Source organism: Bdellovibrio sp. 22V (assembly GCF_030169785.1).
GTDB lineage: Bacteria > Bdellovibrionota > Bdellovibrionia > Bdellovibrionales > Bdellovibrionaceae > Bdellovibrio.
In genome coordinates this window covers 3,406,233-3,420,922 of sequence record NZ_CP125854.1, presented here as the reverse complement: position 1 = coordinate 3,420,922, position 14,690 = coordinate 3,406,233, and the positions used below count along the sequence as shown (strand labels likewise).

General features: G+C 46.3%; 15 protein-coding genes and 2 tRNA genes. 7 read left to right on the top strand and 10 right to left on the bottom strand.

Going from position 1 to position 14,690, the window contains the following annotated elements:
• The first annotated feature begins 31 nt into the window (after positions 1-31).
• Positions 32-787: a substrate-binding periplasmic protein gene (locus tag QJS83_RS16535; RefSeq protein ID WP_284606511.1), complete on the top strand. Its 756-nt coding sequence runs from the start codon at positions 32-34 to the stop codon at positions 785-787.
• Here QJS83_RS16535 and QJS83_RS16530 read toward each other — a convergent pair.
• Positions 784-1,728, bottom strand: coding sequence for a hypothetical protein (locus tag QJS83_RS16530; RefSeq protein WP_284606509.1), 945 nt, complete (start codon positions 1,726-1,728; stop codon positions 784-786). The two genes, QJS83_RS16535 and QJS83_RS16530, sit on opposite strands and share 4 nt — an antisense overlap.
• A gap of 61 nt (positions 1,729-1,789) precedes the next feature.
• Positions 1,790-3,178, bottom strand: a complete 1,389-nt coding sequence (locus QJS83_RS16525) for a murein L,D-transpeptidase catalytic domain family protein (RefSeq protein WP_284606507.1) — start codon at positions 3,176-3,178, stop codon at positions 1,790-1,792.
• A 312-nt stretch (positions 3,179-3,490) separates the two neighbouring features.
• On the opposite strand from QJS83_RS16525, the gene QJS83_RS16520 reads away from it, so the two are divergent.
• The gene (locus tag QJS83_RS16520) at positions 3,491-4,336 is read left to right on the top strand and encodes a PilZ domain-containing protein (RefSeq protein WP_284606505.1); all 846 of its coding nucleotides are present in this window, start codon (positions 3,491-3,493) and stop codon (positions 4,334-4,336) included.
• A gap of 47 nt (positions 4,337-4,383) precedes the next feature.
• The gene (locus tag QJS83_RS16515) at positions 4,384-5,220 is read left to right on the top strand and encodes a 2-oxo acid dehydrogenase subunit E2 (protein ID WP_284606503.1); all 837 of its coding nucleotides are present in this window, start codon (positions 4,384-4,386) and stop codon (positions 5,218-5,220) included.
• Positions 5,221-5,230: 10 nt separating this feature from the next.
• Here QJS83_RS16515 and tsaA read toward each other — a convergent pair whose 3' ends face one another.
• From tsaA to QJS83_RS16495, 4 genes are all read right to left on the bottom strand, one after another.
• Positions 5,231-5,977, bottom strand: coding sequence for a tRNA (N6-threonylcarbamoyladenosine(37)-N6)-methyltransferase TrmO (gene tsaA / locus QJS83_RS16510; RefSeq protein ID WP_284606501.1), 747 nt, complete (start codon positions 5,975-5,977; stop codon positions 5,231-5,233).
• Complete coding sequence (ileS, locus tag QJS83_RS16505) at positions 5,974-9,147, bottom strand: isoleucine--tRNA ligase (protein WP_284606499.1); 3,174 nt, start codon at positions 9,145-9,147, stop codon at positions 5,974-5,976. The genes tsaA and ileS overlap by 4 nt, the downstream gene beginning before the upstream one ends.
• Positions 9,148-9,246: 99 nt before the next feature.
• Positions 9,247-9,792 carry a GNAT family N-acetyltransferase gene (locus QJS83_RS16500; protein ID WP_284606498.1) on the bottom strand — a complete coding sequence of 182 codons (546 nt, stop codon included), beginning with the start codon at positions 9,790-9,792 and terminating at the stop codon, positions 9,247-9,249.
• Between the two features lie 141 nt (positions 9,793-9,933).
• A complete protein-coding gene (locus QJS83_RS16495; RefSeq protein ID WP_284606496.1) occupies positions 9,934-10,278 on the bottom strand; it encodes a hypothetical protein in 345 nt (114 codons plus the stop codon).
• 233 nt (positions 10,279-10,511) lie between these two features.
• Here QJS83_RS16495 and QJS83_RS16490 point away from each other — a divergent pair, with 233 nt between their 5' ends.
• A complete protein-coding gene (locus tag QJS83_RS16490) occupies positions 10,512-11,015 on the top strand; it encodes a VOC family protein (RefSeq protein WP_284606494.1) in 504 nt (167 codons plus the stop codon).
• Between the two features lie 12 nt (positions 11,016-11,027).
• On the opposite strand, the gene QJS83_RS16485 is transcribed toward QJS83_RS16490, so the two are convergent.
• Entirely contained in the window at positions 11,028-11,420 is a 393-nt protein-coding gene (locus QJS83_RS16485) for a VOC family protein (RefSeq protein WP_284606493.1), read from the bottom strand.
• Between the two features lie 116 nt (positions 11,421-11,536).
• Between QJS83_RS16485 and QJS83_RS16480 the strand changes: the two genes are divergently transcribed.
• Together QJS83_RS16480 and QJS83_RS16475 are read left to right on the top strand one after the other, a co-directional pair.
• A complete protein-coding gene (locus QJS83_RS16480) occupies positions 11,537-12,211 on the top strand; it encodes a hypothetical protein (protein WP_284606491.1) in 675 nt (224 codons plus the stop codon).
• A gap of 126 nt (positions 12,212-12,337) precedes the next feature.
• The gene (locus QJS83_RS16475) at positions 12,338-12,793 is read left to right on the top strand and encodes a nuclear transport factor 2 family protein (RefSeq protein WP_284606490.1); all 456 of its coding nucleotides are present in this window, start codon (positions 12,338-12,340) and stop codon (positions 12,791-12,793) included.
• A 63-nt stretch (positions 12,794-12,856) separates the two neighbouring features.
• Here the strand turns inward: QJS83_RS16475 and QJS83_RS16470 are convergent, their stop codons facing one another.
• The gene (locus QJS83_RS16470; protein ID WP_284606488.1) at positions 12,857-13,387 is read right to left on the bottom strand and encodes a hypothetical protein; all 531 of its coding nucleotides are present in this window, start codon (positions 13,385-13,387) and stop codon (positions 12,857-12,859) included.
• Between the two features lie 100 nt (positions 13,388-13,487).
• Between QJS83_RS16470 and QJS83_RS16465 the strand changes: the two genes are divergently transcribed.
• Positions 13,488-14,123, top strand: coding sequence for a helix-turn-helix transcriptional regulator (locus QJS83_RS16465; protein ID WP_284606486.1), 636 nt, complete (start codon positions 13,488-13,490; stop codon positions 14,121-14,123).
• 300 nt (positions 14,124-14,423) lie between these two features.
• Here QJS83_RS16465 and QJS83_RS16460 read toward each other — a convergent pair.
• Both QJS83_RS16460 and QJS83_RS16455 read right to left on the bottom strand, forming a co-directional pair.
• Positions 14,424-14,499, bottom strand: a tRNA-Glu gene (locus QJS83_RS16460).
• Positions 14,500-14,525: 26 nt separating this feature from the next.
• Positions 14,526-14,601, bottom strand: a tRNA-Lys gene (locus QJS83_RS16455).
• Positions 14,602-14,690 lie beyond the last annotated feature (89 nt).

Genomic DNA, 14,690 nt, shown 5'->3' with positions numbered 1-14,690 from the left:
CCCTCTTTAAGAGAGTGCTAACGTGATGAATGTGAAGTTCGCTATTGTTTTTTTCTTTATCAGTCTGTCCGCACTTGCAAAACCCATCCCGGTGCTTGTCGGCGGCTATGAATTTCCTCCCTATATTATGAGAAAAAACGGCCATGTCCAAGGCCTGACTTTAGACTTTATCGAACTCTTAAATCAAAAACAGACGAAGTATGCTTTTACGTTTGTTCTGACTTCTCCAACTCGACGTTATAGCGACATGAAAGACGGAAGATTCCAGATCATTCCTTTCGAAAGTTCCACTTGGGGCTGGAGCCGCGAACTTATCGAGTCGTCCAAGATTTTCCACGAGGGCGGCGAGGTTTTCATCACTCTTAAGGAAAAGGGTAAAGATCAGAGCTACTTCAAGTCTTTAGAGGGAAAAACAATCAAAGGCATTCAGGGATACCATTATGAGTTTGTCGGCCTGTCGACAGCACCTAAAGCTCTTAAAAATTTCAACATTGAACTGACGAGCACGCATGATGGCAACATTTTGTCCGTACTGAATAAACGCGCAGAGCTGGCAATTGTTTCCAAAGAGTATCTGGATCTTTATCTTCAGGAAAATCCCGACGTAAAAGAACGACTCTTAGTTTCAAAAGATTTCGATCAAATTTATCGTCTTGGGGTTCTGGTTAAACAAAAAGGCAGTCCCATCTCAGTGGCGGAGGTCAATAGAATCATCGACTCTGTCGTGAAAGACGGCTCCTGGAATAGCCTGTTAAAGAAAAAAGGAATCTCGCAAAGGCTTCCTTAGATATGGCCAAAAAAGAATTCAACCTTGAAAAAGAAATTATACAAAGGTTTAAAATTCGTTTCACGCTCCCAAGCCAACTCGGGATTTATTTCGATAAAAATCCACTTCATATCTAACTGACGGCGGTAAGTGGCACCCAGAAAAGCCCGCTTTGAATAAATCGCGTCGTTCTCGATCGCCGTAATATAGCGAAGATCATACGAGATCGCGCTGACTTCCGAAATTTGTTGAAGCAAAGAGGGCCCGTGTGTTGTCCCTAAAGTTTCGTTGGTCATTGACCAGTCTTCTTGATTCAAAAAACGGAAAAGCAAGTCGCGGTTGATCGCGTAGTCCGTCGTTATAGCCATTTGCTGTTCCCATTCATTGGACTTTGACCAGCCAACTTGCACGTAAAAAGAGTTGTTGGTTTTTTCGATCAGAAAATCACGTCTTAGACGAAGACGGCCGTAATAGTTCAAAGGATTCGCGACAACAAGTCCACTTTCCGTATTCAAGTCCCAAGGACTTTCCCTATTGTAAGCGCCGGGTTCTATACTTTGCGCATCTCCGGATTCAATCGTTTCCGCGATGGAAGATTTGAAACGATCCATAATCTTTTGCAAATTAGGCAAGTACAGGTTGAGTGTTACTTCAGGGTTTTCGGCTCCGGTCGTGCCATCTTTATAAAAGAATCTTTCCCCGACACGTAAAGTACTTTTGTTTCTTCTATCGTCGTAACGTCTGTCACCAAAAAGGGAGTCGATTTTGTCAGCCAAACGAAAAACACGCGCAGAGACGGTCTTTCTTGTTTCTTCCAAATAAATTTCGCTGGAAGAAACGTAGTCTTCGTCTTCTTCTTCCAAGGATTCGGGAGATTTCTTTGTCGTCTGCGAATAAGCCAGAGGGGACCAAACAAGACTGGCGTAAGATGTTAGAAATAATAATAAAAAGAATCCCCTCATGAACTTAGGCTAGATGGCATTAAACAGAAAGTCATCTAAGTTTCTGAGGGGGCAAACACGATTATTTACAAATCGGCAAAGACTTCACCATCGAAGTGATCGAAGAAATCTTATTGGAGCTGCTTGAAGTTTTAAGAACGGCCCAGTACGCGCCACTTCCCACTTTGATCGCTCCCTTTCTGGCAATTTGTTTTGCCATGATACCGACGCCACAATGCAAGTTGATATATGGATCCAAGATCGTTTTCTTCGGATCCGTAGAGCTTAAATATTTATCTTTGCTCCAATCGAACTTACAAAAGCTGTAGCCGCCGATGTCTTGATAAGAAAGCTGCAAAAGACCTTCGGAATAAACCGGTTTCTTCGTCACATAGTCTGTTCCCATGGTCGTTTCATGCATGCGCGACGTTGGGTTGTAGTTGCTTTCATATCTCGCCATACCTACAAAAAGCTGCGCCCACACGTTGGCTCTCTCGTTGTTATTCAAAGAGTAGTATGTCGGACAGAAACTTGTGATGTCGCTGGTTCCCTTCAGTAGCGAATTCCAATCTTCAAGAACGAGTTTCATCAAATACTGCGACCAATTTTTTCTTTCAGGTTTGCTCGATGTTTCCCAAGCTAATGAATACATCTGATACGCTCCCGAGGTCGGAGGATTTGTCGGTGTCGGGCTTGGCGTCGGCGCTGGCACAGTAATAGGCCCTGTACCGCCTTTATCCACAACGGCGTAGATCAAACTTCCGCCTTTAAGCATGTTGATAACTTTCGTGCGAATATCCGTTGCAACTGCTGGGCATCCCCAGCTTCGGCCTTGAATCACGTTCGACTCTTGAACATAGCTCGCACCGTGAATAACGATCGCGCGAGATCTCGCCCGTGAATTCGTCGAAGACAAGCCGTCCAAGCGCAATGAGTAGCCGTTGCTTCCATTGTAGGTTTCCGCTGTTAAGTAATATCCCAGCGAACTCGCGTTCGAACCAGAAACGTTACTAAACTTTTCCGCATAACCATCATGATTAGAGTCCGAACCTTTTCCGTGCGACGTGTGAATCGCCCAAACGCTTCCTGATTTCATATCAATGATATAGAAACGCTTTTCTTTTGAACTCTGCGCAAAGTTGATAATTGAAAGATAATTGGGATTATCAATTTTTGCTTTGTTGTGATGATAGTAAAGAATCGCATCGGTCAGAGATTTCGTCGGAACGATATGGTTCGGATCGACGTAGTCATATTTACTGAGAATAGCTGCTTTCTCAGCATCCTCTACACTGGGCGTCTCCGTCGCGGGTTTATCAGGAGACGTCGAAGGGCTTTCCGCCACTTGTTCATTTGTTGGATCATCGGGAAGTCGTAGGTCGTCGCCACAAGCCGCAAGTGATAAAAAGGCAGCAGCAACTAGAATTGTCCTGGAACGTGAGAAAAATGAGTTTCCGATTTTTAACTTCATTATTCCTCCTAAAGGATTGTGCTTTGACAAACCTACAAGAGGAATTTCGTAACCAGTGAAGTTCATTAAGCTTGCGAAAAAAATCGGACTTTGGCGTCGGCAAATTTTTCCCCTTTCCCGACAGAAGACGCGTGAACAAACTATAGTGAATTGATCGAATCAGAGTGGATTCATATCTGCGCGCTTCGAAGCTGGGTGTTTTCGTCTCAGAGTGAAACGATCCACGGCATTCCATTAAGAAGCATCCCGAAATTACCGAAAAAGCATGTGGAATCTCCAACCTTTGAAACGTACTTGTTGACGGAGACTTATATGACATCTGGGTATTACTTAACGACAGGAAAACAAAAACTAGGACCTCTGACGGAGAAAAACGTCATCGATGGCGTTCGCTCAGGAAAAATCAGTCTTTTCGATATGATCCTTAATAATCAAACCGGTGAATGGATGATGCTCGCACAACATCCAGACTTTTCTGACTTAGAAAGTGACGGGGACGGCGACTCTTCCGAAAACGATTACGGCGATCACGTCGCGGTCGGTTTGATCAGCGACGTCAACGAAGACACGCAAGTACCTGCGTTTATCACTCCAGAAAATTTTCCCATCCTTACACCCGTTTATTGGTACGAAAAAAATCGCGGCGACCACCCTTTGAAGTATTTGGAAATTTTAGCGTTAGTTCACGAGCATAAGCTGTCCGAGACGAGTTTGATCTCGAAGAGCCCGCAGGGACCTTGGCAGAAACTGATCGACTGGGAAGAGTTCTCTCCGAAATCTTTGGAAAACTATAAGCAGATTTCTGGTGAAAAGCTTCCTGACGTAAAGATGCGCCGCAAGTCTCCACGTTTTAATTGTGGTAAAGTTTTTATCGCTCTTTCCAGTAAAGGCAGTGGTTTTCAAGTTTTCTGCCCGGATGTTTCACGAACCGGAATGGGTCTCATCGTTCGAACGGCAAAATGCGACCTGAATGAAACCCTGATGATCAAATTCAGCGACAGCATCACAGATAATAAATTCGACGCCAAAGGCGTAGTCGTCTCTGTTCGAAAAGTAAAGCTTCCCGGAGCGGAGAACGTTTACATCCGTTATGGCATTCGCTTTACCCATCTTTCCGAAACAGGAAAGAAGTTTATCGCAACACTGCCAAAGGAATAAATCCGCGGCGGTTTGCTTCATGACGAACAAGCTGTTAGTCTTTTTTTATGAAGCCAAAACTGCGACTTTCAAAAGGTGGATCCGCGTTTCGTAAAATCGCGATGGGCTCGTGGCGTACTGCCGGAGATCCCTCAGTTTATGGATTGCTCGAAATCGACATGAGCAAAGCTTTGGCCTATATCAAAGAAAAAGAAGCCTCTACAGGTGTGAAGATCACGGTTTCGCATCTTGTGGGAAAAGCCGCCGCGATTGCGATGAAAGAGCGGCCCGAAATCAACGGCATGATCCGCTTTAATCGCATTTATCTGCGCGAACATGTCGACCTTTTTTATCAAGTGAATGTTCCTGGTAATCCTAACGATCCTGTCGGTAAAGCCAACCTTACTGGTGTGGTGGTCCGCCAGGCAGAAAATCTCAGCGCCGTGCAAATCGCGCAAGCTCTTACCGAAAATTCCCGCTCTATCAAAGATGGAATTGAAAGTGAACTTACGAAGTCCGTAGACGCCCTGAAATGGGTGCCGTGGTTTTTCATTCGCACGGTTCTTAATATCGCTTCTTTTCTAAACTATGACTTGGGAATCAATCTGACGTGGGCTGGAATGCCACGCGACGCCTTCGGCTCTATCATGATCACAAACATTGGCGGCATGGGCGGGGATACCGCGTGGGCTCCCCTTGTGACGTATACGAAAGTTCCTATCTTGTTGACCGTAGGACAAATCAAACAACGTCCTTGGGTCACATCTGAGGGAACTGTGGAAGCCCGTCCCGTTGCCAGGATCGGCGTGACCTTCGACCACCGTTTTATGGATGGCGTTCACGCGGCAGCTTTACAAAAAATCTTTGAGCGCTGTTTCGAAGATCCGCATCTCTATTTTGGATAAAACCATTCGGTTATTTCTGATAACCTAAATCGTAAACGAAGAAATAGCCTTCGCGGATTTCGTATTTTACGTCGTTACCGATGACGTCAAACCCATAGCGACTTCCCCACGTTTTTTCATCTGTCACAGGAGCTTGACGTTTTTGAAAGGCCGGGCGAGGGTCCAATTCAAGGATGTTGATGATCAAAGCCCGCAGATTTTTATCTCCTTGCGGATCGCGCTTTTTGATTTCCGCTTCCGCTGCGTCAGAAAACTTCACTTCAAAGCGAGGAATCGGTTCAGACGCCCATCCCGCTTTTGCCTCGGGAATTGCATCTGCATAAGGAATGTAGGGTTTAATATCCAAGACCGGAGTTCCATCGATAAGATCCACTCCGCCAACAGAGATCTCGGGACCACCGGCCGCTTCGAGATCAATACTTTCTATTGAAACAGCAGAGATACCAATCGGATTAGGACGATGTGGAGAGCGAGAAGCCAGAACACCGACTTTGCGATTGCCACCTAAGCGCGGTGGACGAATGCTCGGCTTCCAGTTTCTTCCGCCATGTTCATGAAACACGAACACAATCCACAAATGACTGAATTCTTCGAGACTTTTAAGAGCCGTGATGAGATCGGGATCGGGGTTGAGTTTAATCACCCCTTTGGCCTGTGCCGCAAGACCCGGCTGCCGCGGAACTCCGAACTTGTCTTTGAACGGAGTCCTGACAACGCCTATGGCAGAGAATGAGAATTCTTCCCCGAGCTTTTTCACGCGCGAGGAAGAGCGGTCACACCGACTTTAATCACTTCGCCATCGATATCTGAAGCTTCTGTATGCGTGCCTTTTGGATCAGCCGCCACATCCATCACATTCAAATTCTTCGTCAAAGTTTCTGTCACGATCATGTCTTTATGAGCTTCCAAAGCCTCACGCAAAGCCGTCGTACAAGCGATTTCTAGAGTGATTTTGTCATCAAGCTTGAAGTCTGCGGATTTACGAGCCACTTGGATTTTACGCATGATCTCGCGAGCCAGACCTTCACGTTCTTGCTCTGGAGTCACCGTCGGATCGACTTCGATAGACACGATTTGGTGAACGGACAAATTCGCGTTGTCACCTTTCGGAGCACGACGGATTTCAACGTCAGACAACTGGATGTCTTCGCCTTCAACCTGAATCGTCTCACCGTTTTCAAGTTTTAAGATAGAAGCTAAATCCAATTTCTGAATCGCTCCGCCAACGGCTTTCATCTTAGAACCAAGACGTTTACCCAAAACTGGGAAGTTCGCTTTCGCGGTCACTTGCACGTATTGATCTTCGTGAGAATCGTACGTCACTTTACGGAAGTTCAATTCGTCGATGAAGAACGGTTCAAACATCTTAAGCGTTTTCAAAAGTTCCGGATTTCTGTGGATGATTTTGATTTCATTAAGTGGGATCTTCGCTTTCACGGCGATCTTCTCGCGGTGATTACGTCCCAAGGTCACAAGAGTATCCATTGCTTTCACGGCCTCTTCCAATTCAGGACGAAGCATAGAAAGATCTTCTTTCGGGAAGCTTTCCAAGTGAACAGAGTCTTTCTTATTCGGAAGGACTTGCGCCAAGTTTTTATAAGTCACTTCAGACATGAACGGTGCAAATGGAGCCATCAAACGCGCCAACGTCACAAGAACTTCGTGCAAAGTTTCATAAGCATAGCGTTTCGTTTCAGGCATGCCGTCTTGCCAGAACAACGAACGATTGAAACGGATGTACGTATTCGTCAAATCTTCGATGAACTGAAGAAGATGCGGAACAACGTTGTACAAGCGATAAGCGTCCATCTCTTTGTGCGTGTTTGCGATCAAACCGTTCAAACGAGAAAGAACCCACTGATCCAAGATGTTCGGAGATTTTTTTGCATCCCCTTTTGGAACGAAGCCGTCGATGTTCGCGTAGTTGGCAAAGAACGAATAAGAGTTCCACCATCTGAGCAAGATTTTACGAACGATATCGTAAACGCCTTTTTCAGAGAACTTCAACTCTTGCGCTTTCACAACCGGAGAGTCGATCAGGTACAAACGCAAAGCATCCGCACCATGCTGATTCAAAACTTCCATCGGATCTGGGTAGTTCTTCAAACTCTTAGACATCTTGCGGCCGTCTTCAGCAAGCACAAGACCGTTCACGACGACGTTTTTGAAAGGCGCTTGATTGAACAAAGCTGTGCCGATGATCGACAACGTATAGAACCAACCGCGCGTTTGATCCAAACCTTCCGCGATAAAATCCGCAGGGAAAGCTTTCTTAAACTCTTCTACATTCGCATTCGGGAAGCCCCACTGCGCGTAAGGCATGGAACCTGATTCAAACCAGCAGTCCAAAACGCCATCAACGCGTTTCAATGGAGATTTACCTGTCGGCGAAGGAATTGTGATTTTATCCACAAACTCGATGTGAAGATCTTCGACTTTTTGGCCAGAGAGTTTTTCAAGCTCTTCACGCGAGCCAACACAGATCACTTCACCTTCAGCGTTTCTCCAGATCGGAAGTGGAGTTCCCCAGAAACGGTTACGAGAGATCGCCCAGTCACGAGCGCCTTCAAGCCAGTTACCGAAACGACCATCACGAAGATGATCCGGAACCCATGTCGTATTTTTATTATTCGCAACCAAGTTCTCTTTGATTTTCTCAACCGCAACAAACCAAGACGAAACCGCCCGATAGATCAGCGGAGTGTCTGAGCGATAACAGAATGGGTAACTATGTTGGATCGTATCTTGTTTGAAAAGATTTCCGCGTTTTTTCAAATCCGAGATGATATCTTTATCCGCGTCTTTCACGCGCTTACCAGCGTAGTCCGGAACTTCACTTGTGAACATACCGTCGTCATCGACAGGATTAACAAGCGGGATACCTGCTTTCGCGCACGCATAGTAGTCCTCTTCACCGAATGCAGGCGCCATGTGAACCACACCCGTACCACTGTCCGTCGTTACGTGATCGGAAGTAATAATACGGAACGCCCCTTTATCCGCGCGATCACCGAAGTAAGGGAAAAGCGGCTCGTAAGTCAGACCGACAAGCTCTTGCCCTTTCATCATTTTCAGAACTTCTACTTCCTCATCCGGTTTTTTAAACACAGACGGAAGCAAGGCTTGCGCCAGAATCAATTTACGGCCCGTCGCTTTTTCTTGAACTTTGACGTAGTCGATATCAACTCCCACTGCCAACGCCAAGTTGGAAGGAAGAGTCCAAGGGGTCGTCGTCCAAGCAAGCACCGAAGTGTCTTGTTGATTGATCAACTTGAACATCACTGTGATTGCGGGATCTTGAACCATTTTGTAGTTCTGATTCGCCTCAAAGTTTGAAAGTGATGTCGAGATACCAACAGAGTAAGGAACAACTTTGTAGCCTTCGTAGATCAAACCTTTTTGGAAAAGCTGTTGGAACACCCACCACACACTTTGCATGAACTCAACGTCCATCGTGAAGTAAGGTTTTTCCATGTCAACCCAGCGACCGACTCTACGAACTGTCGTTTTCCATTCTGTTGAGTATCGTTTAACGATAGAGCGGCAAGCGTCGTTGTAATTCGCGACACCCATTTTGAAAACGTCTTTACGGCTTTCGATTTTGTGAGTCTTGTTGATTTCGTACTCAACAGGAAGACCGTGACAGTCCCAACCAAAACGACGAGGCACCGAGTAGCCTTTCATCGTCCAATAACGAGGAACAACGTCTTTCAAAACACCGGCAAGCAAGTGCCCATAGTGAGGAAGACCCGTCGCAAACGGAGGCCCGTCATAGAAGTTGTATGTCTTTTTGCCCTGAGTTTCCAAAGTCTGAGCAAAAATTTTCTCTTGATCCCAAAAATCCAAAATCGTCTCTTCTTGCTTCGCAAGTTGGACATCAGGTTTTACGGGATTATAAGGTGTACGGGTGTTGTTTGCATTTGTCATAGGTCCCCAATATCTATCAGGTTTTCGACAAATTTTCACCCTTTTCAGACCTACTTGGACCTCGACATTTATAGCGCAATGTGGCAACGCGATTTTTGCCTAAAACTCCAAACCTAGGCTGCGATGAAACCTCTTACGGCGCTCCTGATCGTAAATATATCGAAGCTCGACGAGGGAGCGAAAGCGCTCATGGAAATGCATCCCCGCTATTATGAACCCTGCTTTTAACTTCGGAATCAAAACCGCAGGGTTGTTAGGATGATGAATGCTGGTGACGACCTGAAACTCCTCCATTTTTACTTTTTCGAGCACACAGTGAAGAAGCTCCCCATAAAGTCCTTTGCCTCGGTATTCAGGTAATACCGCAGAATTCTGCATATAGTATGTCTCAGCGTCCGTCGCGTGACCAAAATGCCATCCGACCATTTGATCTTGATGGAAAACACCCATGCGCAAAGTAAATCGCTGATCTGCTTTACGCCGCTCAGCCAACTTCTCCATCTTGGACACATTCTCAGCCGCCACAGACTCCACTTCCAACCTATTAGAAAAAACAGAATCAAAATTTTGCGCCAAACAAGCCCTCAACTCCGCCGCAGAAACCTCACGAACAGAAAACCCATCACCAAGATCCTTAAAAAACATAACCTCTCCTAACCAAAGAATGCCAAATAAACAAAAAACAATCTAGAAACAAAAATATCCAAAAATATTATCACCAAAGAAAATTTAATTAAGAAAAGGGGCGAGGTTGTGCCCGCGGTAAAACGCGCCCGACGGCGCGTTTTAGTGCGGAGCATGTGCGCGTCCTCGGCCGCGAAGGCGGCCACGACTGTACTGCGTAAGTTTTTGCAAAGACGTTTCACTCGTGCCCAACTTAGACATGGCCAGGGTTTTTGCCGCGAATGTCAGACCCGGGACACTCTCGGTAAGATAAACTCTCGTGCGCGGAAGAGCCACGAGATGGCCTTTCTCCCGTGTCACGATGGCAGGGACGTCGACAGTGGATGAATCCGGAGAGGACGCGTCTGGAACGTCTTTAAACTGGCTGGCTTGCTGCAAAAGTTCTGCAGATAAGGTGCACGCGCCCATGCAATATGACAGCAATAGCACTAAAACAAGACGTACCAAAATGAGCTCCTTAATCTCTTGAATATTTATCGGAGTTCAAGAGGTGAAAATGTAGTTAAGGTTACATAGCTACGTCGGTATTTCGCAGAATGTGTACGCATTTTTGCAACACACACTCTATAGGCCTTAATAATTACCGGTCCGAATTTGGAAATTCCCGGGGGGAGGATGGCGAAGTACATATTCTTCTGAAACTCGTTTGTGCTTTATTCTGGACTCAACAGGAGAGCCTTATGCAGAAGATCGTTCCCAATCTATGGTTTGATAATAACGCCGAAGACGCGGTCCGTTTTTACCTTTCTGTATTTCGCAACTCACGCATAAAAAAAGTCGCTCGTTATGGCGTATCAGGAGCGAAAGCTTCCGGAATGCCTGAGGGTTCGGTGATGACCATCGACTTTCAATTGGAGGGGCAGGATTTTGTAGCGATCAATGGCGGCCCTGTTTTTCAATTCTCACATGCGATCTCTCTGATGGTGAATTGCGAAAATCAAAAAGAGATCGACACGCTTTGGGAAAAACTTTCTGCCGACGGCGGCGCCATTGAAGAGTGCGGCTGGCTTCGTGATAAATACGGTTTGTCCTGGCAGATCGTGCCTGCACAAATGGCGACGATGATCAGCGATGCCGAGCCCGAGCGTACGGAAAGAATGCTCTCGGCGCTTTTTAAGATGAAGAAGATTGATATTCGTGAACTGGAGCGCGCTTACAATAACAATCGCGACGCGCAGATTTAAATTGCACTATGCTTAGGCAAGATTCAACTGCCATGAAACTCCAAACCGGTCGTTCACCCATGTGAACTTTTGACTAAAGCCGTAGTTATCAAGAGGCATCAGAACCTGTCCGTTTTCGCCAAGTTTATTCGCGAGTGTGGTGAGTTCTTCTTCCGATTCGCATTGGACGTAAATGGATACAGACGGTGTAAACGTAAACGCATGTTTCACGTAACTATCGATCGCCATAAATTCCTGGCCGTTCAGAGAGAACGTTGCATGCAGAACCGAACCCTCTTTTCCCGGACCTTCTTTGCCGTATTTCTTAAGATCTTTGATCTCAGAGTTTTTGAAGAGAGAAATATAGAAACGAATAGCTTCTTCTGCGCGGCCTTCAAACATGAGGAATGTCGTTAGTTTTTGCATTCTTTCATTTGATGATATTTTCTTCCGGTGTTCAAGCTAAAGGTCGCGGAACCTGAATTGGACTTGAGGGCTAATGTCACTGATCATAACCTGAAATCATCTTCAAGGATGGTTGCATGTTCAAGGGTAGTGTGGGGTTGACGGCTCTGGTGTCTGTGCTTTTTTCTTTTAACGTTTCTCACGCAAAAGAGTTTCCTGTTCAGGCTCGCTTGTTCGCCGGGAATTCCAAAGTCGACCCTAAAAACGTCAATGAAGTGATTGAGGCGCAAGGTCTTAAAAAGATCGACAGCGTTTCCCGTTATGGTGTTGAGATCACGTACCCTGCGATGAAATACCTGGATGTCGGTGTTCGCTATACGAAGATTTTAGGCGACGTCGAAGAAAATCCCGCAAGTTCTGCAACTGACTACAGCGCAAAAGTCGATCAGGATGCCTTGTTGCTTTTGGCGCGCGTTCCTTTGTACAGAAACGATGTTGTGCGTTTCGACGGTTTTGCTGGGGTCGGCGGAACAAACACGAAATTGAAAGTTAGAACGGCAAGCCAAGACGGCGAGTTTACAAAATCCGCCGGTGAAGGCTGGGCCGCTTCTCCCTACACAGCGGTGGGTGGATCCTTATCTATTGGTTACAAAAAATTCTACTTCGTCGTCGAAGGCGGCATCGAAAATAACAAAGTCGACGGCTTTGACCGCTCGGGCTCCGCCAGCGCCTCCATTGACACATTAGATCTTTCCGGCTCGTACTTCTCGGTCGGGATTATGTTCAACGGAATTTCCGGAAGCGTGAAATAAATTAAACCGGAGCCTAGATCCGGGTTTTTACTTTTACCAATACTTTTCGCTGAAGCTCCATTTTGGCATTTGACGTGTTGTTCGCGGCTGCTTTTGTCGTCTATCCTCAAGGAATGGAGGATTTATATGAAAACTCAATTTGCTCTTGTGGCGGTGATCTGTCTGTTGTCTTTTACGACGAAGGCGACTCCGGAAGAGAACAAAGTTCTCGTGCGCGATTTCTACGAGATGGCATTTAATCAGCACAAACCTCGTGAGGCGGCGAAGAAATACATCGGGAAAAAATACATTCAGCACAACCCGTACGTTCCCAATGGAGCGGCGGCTTTTTACGAGTACTTCGAAGACTACTTTAAGAAAAATCCAAAATCGCATGTGGTGATTCACCGTGCATTGGCCGATGGAGATCTCGTGGCTTTGCATCTTCATTCTAAACAGAACGAAAAAGATCGTGGTAAAGCCATTGTGGATATTTTTCGTGTTGAGAACGGAAAGATCGTCGAGCACTTTGACGTGATTCAGGATGTGCCGGAGAAAACGGCGAACGGAAATACGATGTTTGGTGGAAGTAACGAGAAGTAGTCACTGCCACATGGAAGTCAACAGAGGCACGTTCTTGTGCCTCTGTTAAGTCCCTCCTACGAACTACGATTTTTTAAAAAAGCCCGCCACTGTGGGATAGAGCGCGAAAGAAGCGCCAAAAACCAGATGAGCAGCCCAATCCCAAAACATGGGAACTTCGCGATTCCAGATGTCAACGCCATGAAGAGCATTCATCAGTGTGGGAATAAGAATATAAGGTCCCACCATGGAAATCACGCCAACACCTAAGCCAAGATAAAGGGCCGATGCTGTTGTTTGTGGAGAGAACTTTTTAGCAAGAACGCCATACACCACACCCCAAAGCAAAGACGGGCCCAGCTGATGCAGAATAAGTCCCGCAAAAAAAGCGCCGATATGAAAACCCTGTAGAGCCGCTTCACCAAAAAGCATCGAGCCAATGACTTGCACAGGGTAGAGGGGATTCTTTCCTAGAAAGAGCGTGAAAACTAACATGACAACAACAGCCATGATGAGGCCGGCGATTTGTCCTGTGATCACTCCCGTTAGTAAGGGGCGAGATGATGTTTCAATATGATTCTTTGGTAGAGACGTCGATTTTATCGTGGTTTCCATAAGTCCTCCTGGTTGAGAATTTCGTTTCTTTACATATCCTCGCCCGAGGTATTAAAATGGTAAATACTGTTTAAATTGTTTAAATGGGCGGAGGTGTCCCGTGATAGGACTGCATGAGAATCAGAAAAAGATCCTGGAGTATCTTCTCGATCATCGTTCGGGCGCGACTTTGGATGAACTCGCTGAGTTTCTTCACGTCACGAAGACAGCCGCAAAAGAGCACTTGATTAAAGTCGACGCTTTGGGTTTGCTGACTTTTGAGGACCGCAAAGGCGGAGTCGGCCGGCCTCGTCGTTATTATTTACTCTCTGAAAAAGGCAACGAAACTTTTCCGCGGCAGTATTCTTGGCTTTCTAATATTATTCTTGAGCTTTTGTCTGAAGAAATGGGCTCACAAAAAACAGCGAAGATGATGGAGCGACTTGCGGATAAAGTGGCTGCTTCTATGAAAGCGCGTTTTGAGGGATCGGGGGCTTCTGCAGAGTTGATGGGGGAGATTGCCAAAGCGCTTAATGAATTGGGGTATCGGGCTTCTTTGAAGCAAAGTGATTTGCGCAAGGGTGCTGTGATTGAAGCGACGAATTGTGTTTATCATTCGGTCGCGAAAGAGCATCCGGAGCTTTGTCGCTTTGATATTCGCTTTATCGAACAGGCTTCGGGCGGGATGAGTGTGAAGTTGGAGAGTTGCATCGCAAGGGGTGGCGAGGTTTGCCGGTTTTGTTTGCGGAGGAAGTAGGTTGGTGGGGCTGGCTTGTTGCTCGCTTCGCTTGCAACTCGCTTTGGCGTGGATTCGCGGGGATTGGGGCTCGGCACTTCCTGTGCCTCGGGGCTTCGCCCTGCCTTCGGCACCCTCGCGCTAGCATCCTGCTAGGGCGAGGAACCCCTGTGTCGGCGCACGCCGCGTGCCGCGAGCTTTGAGATTTATTTTTTTTGCGCCGACCTTTTAAGTTCAAGTCCCCTTGGGAAACACAGACTGTGAGTAAAAATAAAAAACCCGAATCTTTCGATTCGGGTTTTTTATTTTTAGTTACAAATTTGGCGTTCCCAAGGGGATTTGAACCCCTGTATCCTCCGTGAAAGGGAGGTGTCCTAGGCCCCTAGACGATGGGAACGTGCAGGAACATAAAACAGACTAAAATGGTGGCTCGCGATGGATTCGAACCATCGACCCCTTCATTAAAAGTGAAGTGCTCTACCAGCTGAGCTAGCGAACCACTGTCCGTTTAGGAAGTGCTAATTTGTAGTAAGAGGGGGACAAAGTCAATACGATTTCTTGCAGTTTTTTAAAAAATTTTGAAGATTT